The organism is Azospirillum isscasi (assembly GCF_030849505.1).
Classification (GTDB): domain Bacteria; phylum Pseudomonadota; class Alphaproteobacteria; order Azospirillales; family Azospirillaceae; genus Azospirillum; species Azospirillum isscasi.
Map to the genome: position 1 here is coordinate 14,705 of NZ_JAUJFI010000017.1, position 16,112 is coordinate 30,816.

At 69.5% G+C, this 16,112-nt stretch carries 15 protein-coding genes; 11 read left to right on the forward strand and 4 right to left on the reverse strand.

Features of this window, described 5'->3' with window-relative positions:
* Positions 1-165 precede the first annotated feature (165 nt).
* The 5 genes from QSG27_RS05855 (at position 166) to QSG27_RS05875 (ending at position 3,475) form a co-directional block, all read left to right on the forward strand.
* Entirely contained in the window at positions 166-1,107 is a 942-nt protein-coding gene (locus QSG27_RS05855; RefSeq protein ID WP_306704193.1) for a YqaJ viral recombinase family protein, read from the forward strand.
* 41 nt (positions 1,108-1,148) lie between these two features.
* A complete protein-coding gene (locus tag QSG27_RS05860; RefSeq protein ID WP_306704194.1) occupies positions 1,149-1,982 on the forward strand; it encodes a hypothetical protein in 834 nt (277 codons plus the stop codon).
* A gap of 41 nt (positions 1,983-2,023) precedes the next feature.
* Positions 2,024-2,350 carry a hypothetical protein gene (locus tag QSG27_RS05865; RefSeq protein WP_306704195.1) on the forward strand — a complete coding sequence of 109 codons (327 nt, stop codon included), beginning with the start codon at positions 2,024-2,026 and terminating at the stop codon, positions 2,348-2,350.
* A 70-nt stretch (positions 2,351-2,420) separates the two neighbouring features.
* Positions 2,421-2,741, forward strand: coding sequence for a hypothetical protein (locus QSG27_RS05870; protein WP_306704196.1), 321 nt, complete (start codon positions 2,421-2,423; stop codon positions 2,739-2,741).
* Between the two features lie 98 nt (positions 2,742-2,839).
* Positions 2,840-3,475 carry a LysE family translocator gene (locus QSG27_RS05875; RefSeq protein WP_306704197.1) on the forward strand — a complete coding sequence of 212 codons (636 nt, stop codon included), beginning with the start codon at positions 2,840-2,842 and terminating at the stop codon, positions 3,473-3,475.
* 20 nt (positions 3,476-3,495) lie between these two features.
* On the opposite strand, the gene QSG27_RS05880 is transcribed toward QSG27_RS05875, so the two are convergent.
* Positions 3,496-4,605: a diguanylate cyclase domain-containing protein gene (locus QSG27_RS05880; protein WP_306704198.1), complete on the reverse strand. Its 1,110-nt coding sequence runs from the start codon at positions 4,603-4,605 to the stop codon at positions 3,496-3,498.
* Positions 4,606-4,746: 141 nt separating this feature from the next.
* Positions 4,747-7,137: a Tex family protein gene (locus QSG27_RS05885; protein WP_306704199.1), complete on the reverse strand. Its 2,391-nt coding sequence runs from the start codon at positions 7,135-7,137 to the stop codon at positions 4,747-4,749.
* A gap of 397 nt (positions 7,138-7,534) precedes the next feature.
* Here QSG27_RS05885 and hyfB point away from each other — a divergent pair, with 397 nt between their 5' ends.
* The 6 genes from hyfB to QSG27_RS05915 are packed head-to-tail and all read left to right on the forward strand — an operon-like array spanning position 7,535 to position 14,713.
* Positions 7,535-9,556, forward strand: a complete 2,022-nt coding sequence (hyfB, locus tag QSG27_RS05890; RefSeq protein WP_306704200.1) for a hydrogenase 4 subunit B — start codon at positions 7,535-7,537, stop codon at positions 9,554-9,556.
* Positions 9,553-10,509 (forward strand): respiratory chain complex I subunit 1 family protein, encoded by a 957-nt coding sequence (locus tag QSG27_RS05895; protein ID WP_306704201.1) that lies wholly within the window; start codon positions 9,553-9,555, stop codon positions 10,507-10,509. Before hyfB ends, QSG27_RS05895 begins: the two co-directional genes overlap by 4 nt.
* A gap of 1 nt (position 10,510) precedes the next feature.
* A complete protein-coding gene (locus tag QSG27_RS05900) occupies positions 10,511-11,173 on the forward strand; it encodes a hydrogenase-4 component E (RefSeq protein WP_094302513.1) in 663 nt (220 codons plus the stop codon).
* Entirely contained in the window at positions 11,170-12,627 is a 1,458-nt protein-coding gene (locus QSG27_RS05905; protein ID WP_306704202.1) for a hydrogenase 4 subunit F, read from the forward strand. The genes QSG27_RS05900 and QSG27_RS05905 overlap by 4 nt, the downstream gene beginning before the upstream one ends.
* An 11-nt stretch (positions 12,628-12,638) precedes the next feature.
* On the forward strand, positions 12,639-14,180 hold the full coding sequence (locus tag QSG27_RS05910) for a hydrogenase large subunit (protein ID WP_306704203.1): 1,542 nt from the start codon (positions 12,639-12,641) through the stop codon (positions 14,178-14,180).
* An 11-nt stretch (positions 14,181-14,191) separates the two neighbouring features.
* The gene (locus QSG27_RS05915) at positions 14,192-14,713 is read left to right on the forward strand and encodes an NADH-quinone oxidoreductase subunit B family protein (RefSeq protein ID WP_306704204.1); all 522 of its coding nucleotides are present in this window, start codon (positions 14,192-14,194) and stop codon (positions 14,711-14,713) included.
* A 7-nt stretch (positions 14,714-14,720) separates the two neighbouring features.
* Here QSG27_RS05915 and mazG read toward each other — a convergent pair whose 3' ends face one another.
* Together mazG and QSG27_RS05925 are read right to left on the reverse strand one after the other, a co-directional pair.
* Positions 14,721-15,530 (reverse strand): nucleoside triphosphate pyrophosphohydrolase, encoded by an 810-nt coding sequence (gene mazG, locus QSG27_RS05920; protein ID WP_306704205.1) that lies wholly within the window; start codon positions 15,528-15,530, stop codon positions 14,721-14,723.
* A 279-nt stretch (positions 15,531-15,809) separates the two neighbouring features.
* Positions 15,810-16,112, reverse strand: a complete 303-nt coding sequence (locus QSG27_RS05925; RefSeq protein WP_306704206.1) for a hypothetical protein — start codon at positions 16,110-16,112, stop codon at positions 15,810-15,812.

A 16,112-nucleotide genomic window follows, 5' to 3' on the forward strand; every position in this document is an offset into this window, starting at 1 on the left:
GATTCGATCCTCACGGCCAAGCCGCAGGTTCTCTTTTTGTTCTTGAATCCTGCATGTTCGCAGCCCATATTCACGCTACGGATTATGGTTAACGCCGACAGCGCTGCGAAGACGCATCGGACGGCAACCGGAAACGCACGCAAACGGCTGGGGGCCGGCAGGGGAATGGCGATTACCGACGCGCAGCGCGCCGCGCGGGCAGGGCGGATCGGGTCTTCCGACGCCACCCGCATCATGGCGGGCGACTGGCTGACTCTGTGGCGCGAGAAGACCGGGCGCGCGGCGCCGGCCGACCTGGACCTCGTTCCCGCGGTGCAGATCGGCATCGCGACGGAGCATCTGCACCCCCGTTTCGTGGAGAAGGCCACGGGCCTGCCCTGCGTGCCGGCGGAGCGGACCTGGGTCCATCCGGAGCATGACTGGATGGTCGCCCACCCCGATTTCCTGACCTGGGAGGAGGAGACGTCCGTCGGCGCTCCGGACACGCTTGTGGAGGCGAAATTCTCCGGCGGCTTCCAGACGGACGCGGAACTGGCCCGGCGCTACCACTGGCAGGTCCAGCACCAGCTCGTGGTCACCGGCCTGGACCGCGCCATGCTGTCGATCCTGCGCCCCACCGGCCACGCGCTGCTGCGCGTCCGGCGGCGCGAGGACGACTGCGGGCGGCTGATGGAGACGCTGGACGCCTTCTGGTGGCACGTCGCCAACGATGTGGAGCCCGGCGACCCTCTGCCCGCCGAGGCGCCGTCCTACGAGACGCGCCGGGTGGTGGACATGGCGCGGCACAACCGCTTCGCCGCCCTGGCGGCGGAACTGGTGGAGCGCCGCGCCTCCGCCATCGCCGTCCGCGAGGCGGAGGCCGCCCTGAAGGCGCTGATGCCCGCCGACGCGCGCATCGCCTTCGTGGCGGGGGAGGAGCCGGGCCGCGGCCTGCACCTCGCCCGCGACCGCGAAGGGCGGCTGTCGCTGCGCTACGGCGCGCCGCCCCGGCGGGTGCTGGATGCCGCCGAGCCGTGGGAGCCCGCCACGGCCTTTCCGTCCCCTGACCCGAGCCTGGACGCTGTCCTCAGCGGCGGCTGGGGTGAGGGGAGAGACGAACGCTTCTGACCGCTTTTGATAACAAGGGGAACCCGACGACCATGGGACGCATGAGCAAGACCGACACCGTCGCCGAAACCGAGAAGGCCGTCAGCAAGGCCGATCCGACGATCGCGGCCCCGCAGGCGGACCGGAAGGCGGACGGGCAAAAGGCGGATGACCGGAAGACGGATGGAAAGCCGGATGCCCTGGACCACATGCATCTGTGGAACCGGCTGAAGCGGACCGACCCGAAGGCGACCAAGCCCTTCACCCGCAACGGCGGCTTCCGCGGCACCCAGATCGACCCGGCCTGGCGCCTGATGATGATGACCGAGGTGTTCGGCCCGGTCGGCAAGGGCTGGGGCTACGAGCAGATGGACTGGACCATCGCGGAACGCATGGTCTTCATCTGCGCCCGCGTCTGGTACCTCGACCCGGAGACGGGCGAGAAATGCTGGACCGGCCCGCAGTGGGGCGGCACCGAGATGGTCCGCCGCCGCAACGGCATCGAGGCGCCCGACGACGAGTGCTTCAAGATGTCGATGACCGACGCGGTGGGCAAATGCCTCGTCCAGCTCGGCCTCGCCGCCGACGTCCATATGGGCCAGTTCGACGACAGCAAGTACCGGGAGGAGTCGGAGGCCTTCTACGCCGCCAAGGCCAATCCGGACCTGCAACCCGCCGCCATCGCCGCCTTCGAGGAGGAGATCCGCAAACGCCTGGGCGCCTGCCTGGACCTGGACGACCTGGAGGAGCTGTGGCGGACCGGCGCCGGCACCCGCCTGCGCGAGATCGGCACGGTGGACCGCGCGGCCCAGCACCGCATCACCAGCCTGTTCGCCCAGAAGAAGGCGGAAATCCTGAAGCGCGACGAAGAGGGCGGCGACCTGGAGGCCGCCTGAGCCACGCCCGCAGCGCGGCGTGGAAGGGAGATGCCCCGACGATGACACCCGCAAGCACCACCACCGAACGTTCCCATACCGAACGCTCACCCAGCGGCCTGTTCCGCATGAGCGCCTGGGAAGGCGAGATGGAGCGGACCTACCCCCAGCTTCCGCGCTGGTACTGGAACGAGTCGGAACGCCGCAAGCAGTATGCCCGTTGGGTGGAGGCGGAGGCGGAATCCCTTGCCATGCGGCTGGCCGGCCTGCTCCGCCCCGACACGCCGGCGGATGCGGCGGGTCCGGCCCGCGCGCTGGTGGAATCGCTGGCCCGCGACGCCGAATGGGCGCGCCGCCTGGAGGAACGTCTGCTCCGCAACGCCGCCTGATTTTGGGCCGCCTGATTTTGGGGCCGCCTGATCGTGAAGCCGCCCGACTTTGAGGAAGGAAACTCACGCCATGACCATCGAAGAGGTCCAGACCCGGCTGCGCGCGGCTCACGCCCGTATCGGGCATGAGGGCCGCTTCGCCCTGACCCTGACGCTGAACGGGACGGAGGACGGCTACATCACCCACTGGTTCCGTCCCGACCCGCACGCCTTCGAGGATTGCCGGGCGGTCGGCTCCGGCACCATCGCCGAATGCCTCGCCGCGCTCGACCGCTATGTGGAGACCTACCGGCGCCAGCCGACGCCGGAGGAGGTCGGGCAGACCCTCGGCCTGCCGGAAGGTCCGCCGCGCGCCCGCCACGGGGCGAGCTTTCTGATCGCCGCGGAGTAGCGGCCGGCGGCGGGGCCGGGCGCTGCGGCCTTCTGCCCCCTGACAGCCGACCCCGCCGGCCATAAGCTGCGGCTTTCCCAATCGGCGGAGCCTCAGCCATGGACGGGTCCATTCTTGCCTTGTTGAGCATTCTCGGCGCCTTGGCCATCGGCGCGATCAGCCCCGGCCCCAGCTTCGTCCTGGTGGCGCGCACCTCCATCGCCGTGTCCCGTCGGGCCGGGCTTGCCGCGGCCCTCGGCATGGGGATCGGCGGCGTGACCTTCGCCGCCCTCGCCCTGCTCGGCCTGCATGCCCTGCTGACCCAGGTCGGGTGGCTCTATCTGGCGCTGAAGATCGCCGGCGGCCTGTATCTCGTCCACCTGGCGGTGCGGATCTGGCGGGGGGCGTCGGAAACCATCCGCGTTCCGGACGGGGCCGCGGACACGGGCGGCGCGCTCCGCTCCTTCTGGATCGGTCTGGCGACCCAGATCAGCAACCCGAAGACCGCCATCGTCTACGGCAGCATCTTCGCGGCCCTTTTGCCGGCGTCCCCGCCGGCCTGGATTCTGCTGGCCCTGCCGCCCGCGGTGTTCCTCGTCGAGACGGGCTGGTACGCCATCGTCGCCGTGGCCTTTTCCGCCGGCCGCCCGCGCGCGGCCTATCTGCGGTCCAAGGCGTGGATCGACCGGCTGGCGGCCTCCGTCATCGGCGCGCTGGGGATTCGTCTGGTGGTCGAGGCGGCCAAGCCGTCCTGAGAGCCGGCGGGAGCGCCGCGTCAGACGGCGCTCAGCTCCAGCCGGTTCTTTCCAAGGCGCTTGGCGCGGTACATGGCCTGATCGGCGCCGCGCAGCAGCGTGTCGGCGTCGGTGCCGTCCCCCGGATAGATCACCATGCCGACGCTGGCGGACACCGACAGGTCGAGGCCAGGCAGGGGATGGTCGATGGTGGCGATGATCTTCTCCGCCACGCTGCGGGCGTTCTCGACGGAAATTTCCCCCTCCAGCAGGATGGCGAACTCGTCGCCGCCCATGCGGGCCGTGGTGTCGCTGTTGCGCAGGATGCCGGACAGGCGGCGGGCGATGGTCACCAGCACCTCGTCCCCCTTGTGGTGGCCGTGGGTGTCGTTGACCTCCTTGAAGCCGTCGAGGTCCAGGAAGAGCAGGGCGAAGCTGTTGTTCTCCCGCTTGGCCCGGGCGATGGCGTGCTGCAGCCGGTCTTCGAAGCGGATGCGGTTGCACAGGCCGGTCAGCGCGTCGTGCCCGGCGAGGTAGCGCAGCCGCTCCTCCAGATGGTGCTGGGCGGTGGTGTTGCGGGCGATGCCCTCCACCCCGATGGGCCGCCCGGCGGGATCGCGGCGGATGTAGGCGTTCGCGGAGATCCAGAAGGTGCTGCCGTCCTGCCGCCGCATCAGCACGCGGTAGTCGCGGACCTCTCCGCCGGATTCCTCCAGGGCCGCGATGAATTTGTCCCGTCCGTCCTCCTCCACGTAATGGTCGGCGATGCGGGTGCCGATCACCGTATGCGGCGTCAGCCCGAACTCCCGCGCGAACTGGGGGGAGGCCATGCTGATCCGCCCATCCAGATCGGTGCGGAAGAAGGCGTCGGGCAGCTTCTCGATGATGGAACGGAGGTCGGCCTCCGACTGGGCCAGCCGCTCCAGCGTGGAGCGCAGGGCCTCTTCCGACCGGGCGCGGCGCCGGAATTCCTGGCGTAGGAAGATCCAGAGAACCAGCGCCGTGGATAGGACGAAGGCCACGCCCTTGACGTTCTGGATCAGAACCACCTCGCCCAGACCGGCGGCTTCCAGAACGCGGTCCGACCCCACCACCCACGCGATGGCGAGACCCGTGTACAGACCGACGATCCTGGTTGCTGAGGAGAGCATGGGGGCGAGTGCTGTTGGCGTCGGTGCAGACTATCCTTTGGCGCTTGAGCCGTCCATGGGGCAGGGGGAGGGTGCCGACGAGTGTCTCAGCCAAGTGTTTCAGCCAAGTGTTTCGGCACCCGCCCCGTTTGCCGTGGAACGTCAGCGCTTCTTGCCGGCCTGAGCGCGTGCGAAGGCTTCGGCGAAGGCGCTGTTGACGGGTTCCGGCGCCTTGGCGGGCTTTGCGGCGGGCTTTGCGGCGGGTTTGGTAGCCGGCTTGGCGGCGGCGGATTTTCCAGGGCCGGCCTTGCCGGGCGGCGGCCCGCGCCGGTCATCCCCACGCGGACCCTCGCCCCGCCACTGGGCCTTCTCCGGGCGCGGGGCGGCGTCGGTCAGGCGCATGGTCAGGCCGATGCGCTTGCGGGGGATGTCCACCTCCAGCACCTTGACCTTCACGATGTCGCCGGCCTTCACGACGGTGTGCGGGTCCTTCACGAAGCTGGTCGAAAGCTGCGAGATGTGGACCAGCCCGTCCTGGTGCACGCCGATGTCCACGAAGGCGCCGAAGGCGGTGACGTTGGTCACCACCCCTTCCAGAACCATGCCGGTCTGGAGGTCCTTCAACTCCTCGACCCCCTCCTGGAAGGTGGCGGTCTTGAATTCGGGGCGGGGGTCGCGGCCCGGCTTCTCCAGCTCCTTCAGGATGTCTTCCACGGTGGGGACGCCGAACCGCTCGTCGGTGAAGTCCTCCGCGTTCAGGCCCCGCAGGAAGCGGGCGTCGCCGATCACGCTGCCCAGATCCTTGCCGGTCTTCTTCAGGATGCGCTCGACCAGCGGGTAGGCTTCGGGGTGGACGGCGGAGGTGTCCAGCGGGTTGTCGCCCTCGCGGATGCGCAGGAAGCCGGCGGCCTGCTCGAAGGTCTTCGGGCCGAGGCGCGCCACGTCCAGCAACTGCTTGCGCGAGCGGAAGGCGCCGTTGCGGTCGCGGTGCTCCACGATGTTGCGGGCGATGGTCTCGTTCAGGCCGGACACGCGGGTGAGGAGCGGGACCGAGGCCGTGTTGAGATCCACGCCGACCGCGTTCACGCAGTCCTCGACCACCGCGTCGAGCGAGCGGGCGAGCTTCCCGCCGGACACGTCGTGCTGGTACTGGCCGACGCCGATGGACTTCGGTTCGATCTTCACCAGCTCGGCCAGCGGGTCCTGAAGGCGGCGCGCGATGGAGACGGCGCCGCGCAGGCTGACGTCCAGCTTCGGGAACTCCGCCGCCGCGGTCTCCGAGGCGGAATAGACCGACGCGCCGGCCTCGCTGACCACCAGCTTGGTCAGCGTCAGCTCCGGGTGCCGCTTGAACAGGTCGGCGACCAGCTTGTCCGTCTCGCGGCTGGCCGTGCCGTTGCCGATGGAGATCAGCTCCGCCTTGTGGCGCAGCGCCAGCGCGGCGATGGTGGCGATGGCGCCGTCCCAGTCGTTCTTCGGCTGGTGCGGATAGACGGTGGCGGTGTCCACCAGCTTGCCCGTGGCGTCCACCACGGCGACCTTCACGCCGGTGCGGATGCCGGGGTCCAGCCCGATGGTCGTGCGCGGGCCGGCGGGGGCGGCCAGCAGCAGGTCATGCAGGTTGCGGGCGAAGACGCGGATGGCCTCGTCCTCCGCGCGCTCGCGCAGGTCGCCCATCAGGTCGGTTTCGACATGCGGGCCGATCTTCAGCTTCCAGGTCCAGCGGACCACGTCGGACAGCCACTTGTCGGCGGGGCGGCCCTGGTCGCGGATGCCGGTATGGGCGGCGATGGTGCGCTCCGCCGGATGGGGCTGGCCTTCCTCGACCGGCAGGTCCAGGCGGATGTCCAGGACGCCCTGCGTCCGGCCGCGGAACAGCGCCAGCGCGCGGTGGGAGGGCACCTTCGCCCAGGGCTCGTCGAACTCGAAATAGTCGGAGAACTTGGCGCCCTCCGCCCGCTTCTCCTCGATCACCTTGGAGGTCACCACGCCCTTGTCGGCCATGGCGGCGCGCAGCCTGCCGACCAGTTCGGCGTCCTCGCCGAAGCGCTCCACCAGGATGTGGCGGGCGCCGTCCAGCGCGGCCTTCACATCGGCGACGCCCTTGTCGGCGCTGACGAAACCGGCGGCCTCGGCGTCCGGCTGGCGGGCGGGGTCGGCCAGCAGCCGGTCGGCCAGCGGCTCCAGCCCCGCTTCGCGGGCGATCTGCGCCTTGGTGCGGCGCTTGGGCTTGTAGGGCAGGTAGAGGTCTTCCAGGCGCGTCTTGGTGTCGGCCTGCCGGATCTGACGCTCCAGCTCCGGAGTCAGCTTGTCCTGCTCCCGGACGGAGGACAGGATGGTCTCCCGCCGGTCCTCAAGCTCCCGCAGGTAGGACAGCCGCTCCTCCAGCGTGCGCAGCTGCGTGTCGTCGAGCCCGCCCGTGGCTTCCTTGCGGTAACGGGCGATGAAGGGAACGGTCGATCCTTCGTCGAGCAGCTTGATGGCCGAGGCGACCTGGGATTCGCGGACCGAAAGCTCGTCGGCGATGCGCTGGCTGATGGCGATGGACGGCATGGAGAACCGGTGACTGGTGAAAGGGAAGGGGGCCTCCTATAGCGCGAAGCGGGGTCTGCGGGCCAGTGCGGATCTGGGAGCGGGATTCGGAGCGCGCCGGGGCTGCTTGTGCAGGCGGGGAGAAGCGGCGTTGCAATAAAGTATGGTTAATGAAAATCCCGGCTCTGTTTACGTAACGTTAACCATAACCGGGCTACATCTTCCCCTGCAACTTGGTTGCGTTTCCTCCCGAACAGACTCCGGCGGCTCCCAGATTTGGTGAGCCGCCTTTTTTCTGTGCGCGTGGCGCCCAAAGCACGCGCACCCGGAAGATGAATGCGACAGAGTTTTTCCCCTTGCGTTCCCGGGGAGAAACATCCTTACTGTTTGTGGGTCTAATCCATATGGATTCGCAACCTTGGGACTGGTCGTTTCGGCAATCGCCTTCCTCTTCGCGATGGCTGCCGCGGGAATCGCGGCGAAACGGCTGCCGCAGGCGTCCACGGTCGTCTACGGCGGAACGGCGGCGGCTTGCGCCCTGATCGCCCTGTGGGCGGCGGTCCGGCTGGCCGGGGGCGGGCCGGATGCGTCGCTGGTCCTGCCGGTCGGGCTGCCCTGGATTGAGGCCCATCTGCGCGCCGACTCGCTGTCCGCCGTCTTCCTGATCGTCGTCAATCTGGGCGGCATCACCGCCAGCCTGTTCGGCTGGGGTTACGAGCGGGCGCACCACGATTCCCATGGCGGGCCGGTCCTGCCGCTCTACCCGCTGTTCCTGGCCGGCATGAACATGGTGCTGATCGCCGCCGACGCCTTCACCTTCCTGCTGTCGTGGGAGTTCATGTCGCTGGCCTCCTGGCTCCTGGTGCTGTCCACCCACCGGGAGTCGGAGACACCGCGGGCCGCGCGCCTCTACATCGTCATGGCGAGTTTCGGGACCGCCTGCCTGTTGCTGGCCTTCGGGGTGCTGGCGACGGCGCACGGCGACTACAGCTTCGCCGCCATCCGCGCCCACGCGCCGGGGGCGGGGGCCGCGGCGCTGGTCGTCGTGCTGATCCTGCTGGGCGCCGGGTCGAAGGCCGGGCTGGTGCCGCTGCATGTCTGGCTGCCGCTGGCCCATCCGGCGGCGCCCAGCCACGTGTCGGCCCTGATGTCCGGCGTGATGACCAAGGTCGCGGTCTACGCGATGATCCGCGTCCTGTTCGACCTGCTGGGCGAGCCGGAGTGGTGGTGGGGCGGGGTGACCATGGGATTCGGCGCCCTGACCGCCGTCATGGGCGTGCTCTACGCGCTGATGCAGGACGACGTGAAGCGACTGCTGGCCTATTCGACGGTGGAGAACATCGGGGCCATCGTCATCGCGCTGGGGCTGGCGCTGGTCTTCAAGGCCGCCCACACGCCGGTCATCGCCGCCCTCGCCCTGGCGGCGGCGCTGCTGCATGTCGTCAACCATTCCCTGTTCAAGAGCCTGCTGTTCTTCGCCGCGGGGGCGGTGCTGACCGCCACGGGGTCGCGCGACCTGAACCGGCTGGGCGGGCTGATCCACCGGATGCCGACCACCGCCGTCCTGGCCCTGGTCGGGGCCGCGGCGATTTCCGCCCTGCCGCCGTTGAACGGCTTCGTCGGGGAATGGCTGCTGTTCCAGGCCATCCTGAACGCCCCGGCGCTTCCGGACTGGTCGCTGAAGATCGAGATCGCCGTGGTCGGCGCGGCCCTGGCGCTCGCCACCGCGCTCGCCGGTGCCTGCTTCGTGCGGCTCTACGGCATCGCCTTCCTGGGCCGCCCGCGGTCGCGCGCCGCCGGTGAGGCGGTGGAGGTCGGGCGGGCGATGCGGCTGGGCATGGCGGTTCCGGCGGTGCTCTGCGTCGTGCTGGGCGTGCTGCCGACCCCGCTGATCCGCCTGTTCGAGCCGGCGCTGCGCCTGCTGGTGGAGGCCGGTCCGTTCGACGGGCGCGCCTATCAGCCCTGGTTCTGGCTGGCCCCGACCTCGGCCATCGGCAATTCCTACAACGGCCTGATCATGCTGGTGGTGATCGCCCTGCTTTCCGTCGTGCTGGTTCTGGGCATCCACCGCAAGGCCAGCGACCGGGTGCGCTGGTCGATTCCCTGGGGCTGCGGCTTCGACGGGCCGGACTCGGCGGCGGTCACGCAATACACGGCCTCCAGCTTCGGCCAGCCGATCCGCCGCGCCTTCGGCAGCACGGTGTTCCGCGCCCGCGACCATGTGGACATGCCGGCGCCGGGCGACACGCGGCCCGCCCGCCTGTCGGTGACCTGGACCGACCCGGCCTGGGTGGCCGTGGTGGAGCCGGTGTCGCGCGGGGTGGCCTGGCTGGCCGACCGGGCCAACCGGCTGCAATACATGACCATCCGCCGGTACCTGACCTTGATGTTCCTGGCGCTGGTCGTCCTGCTGGTGATGGTGGCGGTGTCGCAACGATGACCATGCTGCTCGCCACCGTCTATCAGATCCTCCAGATGCTTCTGGTGCTGGCCCTGGCGCCGCTGCTGACCGGCTGGGTGCGGCTGGTCAAGGCGCGGCTGGTCGGGCGGCGGGGACCGTCCGTCCTTCAGCCCTACCGCGACCTGCTGCGGCTGCTGCGCAAGGAGGTGGTGCTGGCCCGCAACGCCTCCTGGCTGTTCCGCACCGTGCCCTACATCATGTTCACGGCGATCTGGCTGGCGGCGGGGCTGGTTCCGGTCTTCACCACGCAACTGGCGCTCGCCCCCACGGCGGACCTGATCGCGCTGATCGCGCTGCTGGGGTCGGCGCGGTTCTTCCTGGCGCTCGCCGGGATGGACACGGGCACGAGCTTCGGCGGGATCGGCTCCTCGCGCGAGATGATGATCGCGGCCCTGGCCGAGCCGGCGATGCTGATGGTCGTCTTCTCGGTGGCGATCCTGGTGCGAACCACCTCGCTGGCGGAGATCGCCGATTTCATGATGTCCGGCACGGTCGGGCTGCGCATCTCGCTGGCCCTGGCGCTGATCGCGCTGGTGATGGTGGCGATCGCCGAGAACGCGCGCATCCCCATCGACAACCCGGCCACGCATCTGGAACTGACCATGGTGCACGAGGCCATGGTGCTGGAATATTCGGGCCGCCATCTCGCCCTGGTCGAGGCGGCGAGCATGCTGAAGCTGCTGCTCTACATGGCGCTGATCGCCTGCGTCTTCACGCCCTGGGGCATGGCGACCGCCGGGTCCGGCGTGGCGGCGGCGCTGGGCGGGGCGGTCGCCTTCGTCGTGAAGCTGGCCCTGGGCGGGACTCTGCTGGCGCTGTTCGAGACCTCCATCGCCAAGATGCGGGTCTTCCGGGTCGGCGAGTTCCTGGGCGGCGCCCTGCTGCTGAGTCTGCTGGGGGCCATCTTCCTCTACGTGTCGCGGGGGGTGTGAGGTGAGCGACCTGGGTTACGACGCCGCGCACATGCTGGGGGCCGTCGTCCTGCTGATGAGCTTCGCCCTGCTCTACCAGCGGCGGCTGTTCTCCCTGCTGAACGTCTTCACGATGCAGGCCCTGGCGCTGACCGCGACGGCGGCGTGGCAGGCCTACTCGCACGGGGAGCCGCACCTCTACATCACCGCGCTGCTGACCCTGGTGCTGAAGGCCATCCTGATCCCGGTGGCGCTGCACCGGATCGTCGTGAAGATGAAGATCCACCGGACCATCGAGCCGGCGCTGGGCATCGGGCTGACCATGGTGGCCGGCGTGTCGCTGGTCACGCTGTCGATTCTGCTGGTGCTGCCGGTGACGGCGGACGCCACCGCCCTGACCCGCGAGAATCTCGCGCTGTCGCTGTCGGTGGTGCTGCTCGGCCTGCTGATGATGATTTCCCGGCGCAACGCGGTCAGCCAGGTGGTCGGCTTCATGTCCATCGAGAACGGGCTGATCCTGGCGGCGGTCGGGGTGGCCGGCATGCCGCTGGTGGTGGAGATGTCGGTGGCCTTCTCCGTCATGGTCGCCTTCATCATCTTCGGCATCTTCCTGTTCCACATCCGCGAGCGGTTCGACACGCTCGACATGCAGAAGATCGAGAGTTTCCGGGGGGAAAGCGATTGAGCGCCGTCGCCGTCATCGTCGCCACCCCCCTGATCGGCGCCGCCGTCCTCGCCCTGGTTCCCGGACACCGGCTGGGGTCGCGGCTGAACATCGGCTTCTCCGCGGTCACGCTGCTGGCGTCCCTGGTCCTGTTCGGGCTGGAACCGTCGAGCGGGGCGCTGTTCGTGGTGGACGCCTTCAACATCTACCTGATCGCCCTGACCGCCTTCGTCGGGCTGACCACCAGCGTCTTTTCCGCCGGCTACATCGCGCACGAGATCGCGGCGCGCAAGCTGGACGAGCGCAAGCTGCGCTTCTACCACGCCATGTACCAAGCCTTCATGTTCACCATGCTGCTGGCCCTGTCGGCCAACAACCTGGGCGTCATGTGGGTGGCGGTGGAGGGGGCGACGCTGACCACCGTGCTGATGGTCAGCCTGTACCGCACCGCGGCCAGCATCGAGGCGGCGTGGAAATACTTCATCCTGTGCGGCGTCGGCATCGCGCTCGCCCTGTTCGGCACCATCCTGATGTACATGGCCGCCCAGCCGGTGATGGGGCCGGGCATGGCGGCGATGACCTGGACGGAGCTGATGGGCCATGTCACGAAGATCAGCCCGGCGATCCTGAATCTGGCCTTCGTCTTCCTGCTGATCGGCTACGGCACCAAGGTGGGGCTGGCGCCGCTGCACGCCTGGCTTCCGGACGCCCACGCGGAGGGGCCGACGCCGATTTCCGCCGTGCTGTCGGGCCTGCTGCTGAACGTGGCGCTCTACGCCGTGCTGCGCTTCAAGATGCTGCTGGCGGCGAACGGGGAGGCCATCGCGCCGGGGCCGCTGATGATCGCCATGGGGCTGGCCTCGCTTCTGCTGGCCGGGCTGATGCTGTACCGGCGGCGCGACGTGAAGCGTTTCTTCGCCTACAGCTCCATCGAGCATATGGGCATCATCACCTTCGCCTTCGGCATGGGCGGGCCGCTCGCCAACTTCGCCGGGCTGCTGCACATGGCGATGCACAGCCTGACCAAGTCGGCCATCTTCTACGCGGTCGGCCACGCGGTGCAGGTGACCGGCACGCAGCGGATCGACCGGATTTCCGGCCTGACGGTCAGCCATCCCGCCCTCGGCTGGGGCCTGCTGGCCGGGGTGGTGGCCATCGCCGGGCTGCCGCCCTTCGGCGTCTTCATGAGCGAATTCCTGCTGGTCACCAGCACCTTCGCGCGGCAGCCTCTGCTGGCCCTGCCGCTGGTGGTGGGCATCCTGGTCGCCTTCGGGGCGCTGGTGCTGCGGGTCCAGCAATTGTGCTTCGGAGCGCCGGGCCGGGTGGAGGGCAGCGGCGCGCCGGTGGCGTCGGTGCCGGTGCAGGGCACGCTGGTGCCGCTCTACGCGCATCTGGCGCTGGTGCTGGTGGCCGGCGTCTGGCTGCCGGGACCGCTGGTCGCCTGGTTCCAGACCGTCGCGGCGCTGCTGGGGTAGGGGGAGACGGCATGTACGGGGAAGAACCGCTGTTCGGCCTGCTGAACCGCATCGGCACGCCGGTCGAGGGGCACCGCCCCTGGCCCCGCTACCGCCTGGGCCGGGACGGCTGGCTGCGCCTGATCGAGGAGCTGAAGGGCAACGCCTGGAGCCTGCTCGGCCTGTGGGGGGAGGTGAGGGCGGTCCACGCCGCCTTCCGCGAGGATTTCTCCGGCGACGTCGCGGTGGTCAGCCTCGATTGCCCGCAGGGCCGCTTCCCCAGCCTGAGCGCCGTCCGGCCCGCCGCCAACCGGCTGGAGCGCGCCGCCCATGACCTTTACGGCCTGACGGCGGAGCGCACGACCGACCCGCGCCCCTGGCTGGACCACGACTCCTGGGGTGTGCGCCGCCCCCTGTCGGAGCAGCCGGCCGCCCCGGTGCCCAACCCCGGCCCCTACACCTTCCTGCCGGTGGAGGGCGACGGGCTGCACCAGATCCCGGTCGGCCCCGTCCATGCCGGCATCATCGAACCCGGCCATTTCCGCTTCACCGCCAACGGCGAGACCGTCGTCCGGCTGGAGGAGCGGCTCGGCTACGTCCACCGCGGCGTGGAGGGGCTGATGCAGGGCAGGCCGGTGGCAGAGGCGGCGAAGCTGGCCGCCCGCATCTCCGGTGACGCCACGGTGGCGCACAGCCTCGCCTTCGCCCGCGCGGTGGAGGCGGCGCTCGGCATCGCCGTGCCGGATCGGGCGGTGTGGCTGCGCGCGCTGATGGCCGAACTGGAGCGGATCGCCAACCATCTGGGCGACATCGGGGCCATCTGCAACGACGCCGCCTTCGCCTTCATGCTGGCCCAGACCAGCCAGTTGCGGGAGCGGGTGCTGCGCACGGCGGATTCCTGCTTCGGGCACCGGCTGATGATGGACCGCGTGATTCCCGGCGGCGTCGCCGTCGACCTGCCGGAGCGCGGGACCGGTCTGCTGCTGGATCTGGTGGTGGAGTTGCGGCGACGCTTCCCGCCGCTGGTCGCCATCTACGACGGCAAGGCGTCCCTGCAGGACCGCACGGTGACGACCGGGATCGTGTCCGCGGAACTGGTCAACCGCTTCGGCGCCGGGGGGCATGTCGGGCGCGCGTCGGGCCGCGACCAGGACGCCCGCCGCAGCCCCGGCTACGCGCCCTACGACGAGTTGGCCTTCGAGGTGCCGGTGCTGACCGAGGGCGACGTGAACGCCCGCGTCTGGGTCCGCATCCGCGAGGTCGAGCAGTCGTTGTCCCTGATCGAACAGATCGTGGCCCGCCTGCCGGCCATCTCGCGCGGACTGGACCATCCGTCGGTCCCGATCGAGGCCGGGCGGGGCGGGGAGGGCATGGCCCTGGTGGAATCCTTCCGGGGCGAGATCATGACCTGGGTGCGGCTGGACGGGGAGGGTACCGTCGCCCGCTGCCACCCGCGCGACCCGTCCTGGTTCCAGTGGCCGTTGCTGGAGGCGGCCATCGGGGGCAACATCGTGGCCGACTTCCCCCTGTGCAACAAGTCGTTCAATTGTTCCTACGCAGGGCACGACCTGTAAGGAGGCCGCCGGTGCTGAAGCATATCCTGACCTCCCTGACCGGCGGCCCGGTCACCGAACCGGCCCCGGCGCCCGCCGACCCGGCCCTGGCCGAACTGGCCGGGAAGCTGGACAAGGCCGCGAAGGCCCGGCTGGGGCGCAGCCTGTCGATCCGCGAGGTCGATGCCGGCTCCTGCAACGGGTGCGAGCTGGAAATCCATGCCCTGAACAACCCCATCTACGATCTGGAGCGCTTCGGCATCCGTTTCGTCGCCTCGCCGCGTCACGCCGACGTTCTGCTGGTCACCGGTCCGGTCGCCCACAACATGCGCGAGGCGCTCGTCCGCACCTGGGACGCCACGCCCGATCCGAAATGGGTGGTGGCCTGCGGCGATTGCGCCGTCGGCGGCGGGCTGTTCACAGGTGGTTATGCCTGCGTCGGGCCTGTGGAGGAGGTGTTGCCGGTGGATCTGCGCATCCCCGGCTGCCCGCCGCGCCCGGTGGACCTGCTGGCTGGCCTTCTGGCCTTGCTGGAGACCAGCGCCGCAACGTGAGGGAGGCTCAGGACACCCCGCGTTCCTCGCGCTTGGCCTGCTGCCAGAAGGCTTCCATCTCGTCCAGCGTCGCCTCTTTGGGAGTGCGTCCCTGGCCGGCCAGGAGGTCTTCGATGCGGTGAAAGCGGCGCTCGAACTTGGCGTTGGTGCCGCGCAGGGCCGATTCCGGCTCCACTTTCAGGCGGCGGGCGAGGTTGACGAGCGCGAAGAGAAGGTCGCCCAACTCGTCGGCCACACGCTCCGGAGCGGAGCCGCTGTCCATCTCGTGCCGGAGTTCGCGGACCTCCTCCTCGATCTTGTCCAGGATGTCCCGCGCATCGGTCCAGTCGAATCCGACGCGGGCGGCCCGGTTCTGGAGCTTCAGCGCGCGGGTGAGGGCGGGCAGGCCGGCGATCACGCCTTCCAGGGCGGACGGGGCGCGGCCTTCCTCGGCGGCCTTGGCGGCGCGTTCGGCGGCCTTGTGATCCTCCCAGCGCGAGATCTGCAGATCGGCGCTGTTCACCTCGTCGGCGCCGAAGACGTGCGGGTGCCGGCGGATCATCTTGTCGGCGATCACGCCCGCGACCTCATCGAAGTCGAACAGCTTCTCCTCGCGGGCCATCTGGCTGTAGTAGACGACCTGGAAGAGCAGGTCGCCCAACTCCTCGCGCAGCGCCGGCATGTCGCCTTTCTCGATGGCGTCGGCCACCTCGTAGGCTTCCTCGATCGTGTGCGGCGCGATGGTGGCGTAGGTCTGCTCCAGATCCCACGGGCATCCGCCGTTGGGGTCGCGCAGGCGGGCCATGACGTCGATCAGGCGGTCGATGTTGCGGGCCATGTGAGACTCTCGGCAGCGGAACGGATCAGGGAGGGGGACCTTAACCGACCCGGCCGGTGGAGGAAAGGAGGCATGCCGCGGACAATCCACAAAAATCATATAAGTGGTATTATGGAAAATAAGATCGACGGGAAGGGAGGAGGGCACCAATCCGTCCCTTCTTGCGAAAGATGTTCGGGCCGAACTGACCTCGAAACCTGAACGCTGCGCCGCCTGCACGCGTGAATACCTGGGCTGGGAGGTTTTTGCCCTGATGCCGCAGTGGGAAATTCCCTGCCCTCAGTAGCTTTCCCCCGGCAATCCACTCGCCAGGGACTCCATGCTTTCCGGGCTTTCCGGCTGCGCGTGCACCGCAGGCCGCGCCTTGCGGCGTTGCGGGGGCGCCACGCTCAGGACCGGGCCGGCGTCCAGCTTGTGGTCCAGCGCGACCTCCCGCGCCGCGGCATCGGCAGCGCACCGGGCCGCCCCTGCCGAAGCTTCGCGCTGCCCGGTGGGCGTGCAGTCGGCGGTCCTGTCCGCGCAAGCCGCGGGCACCAGCAGTGATGCCGCCAGCAGCACGCGCTTCAGGGCAATGGCCTTCAT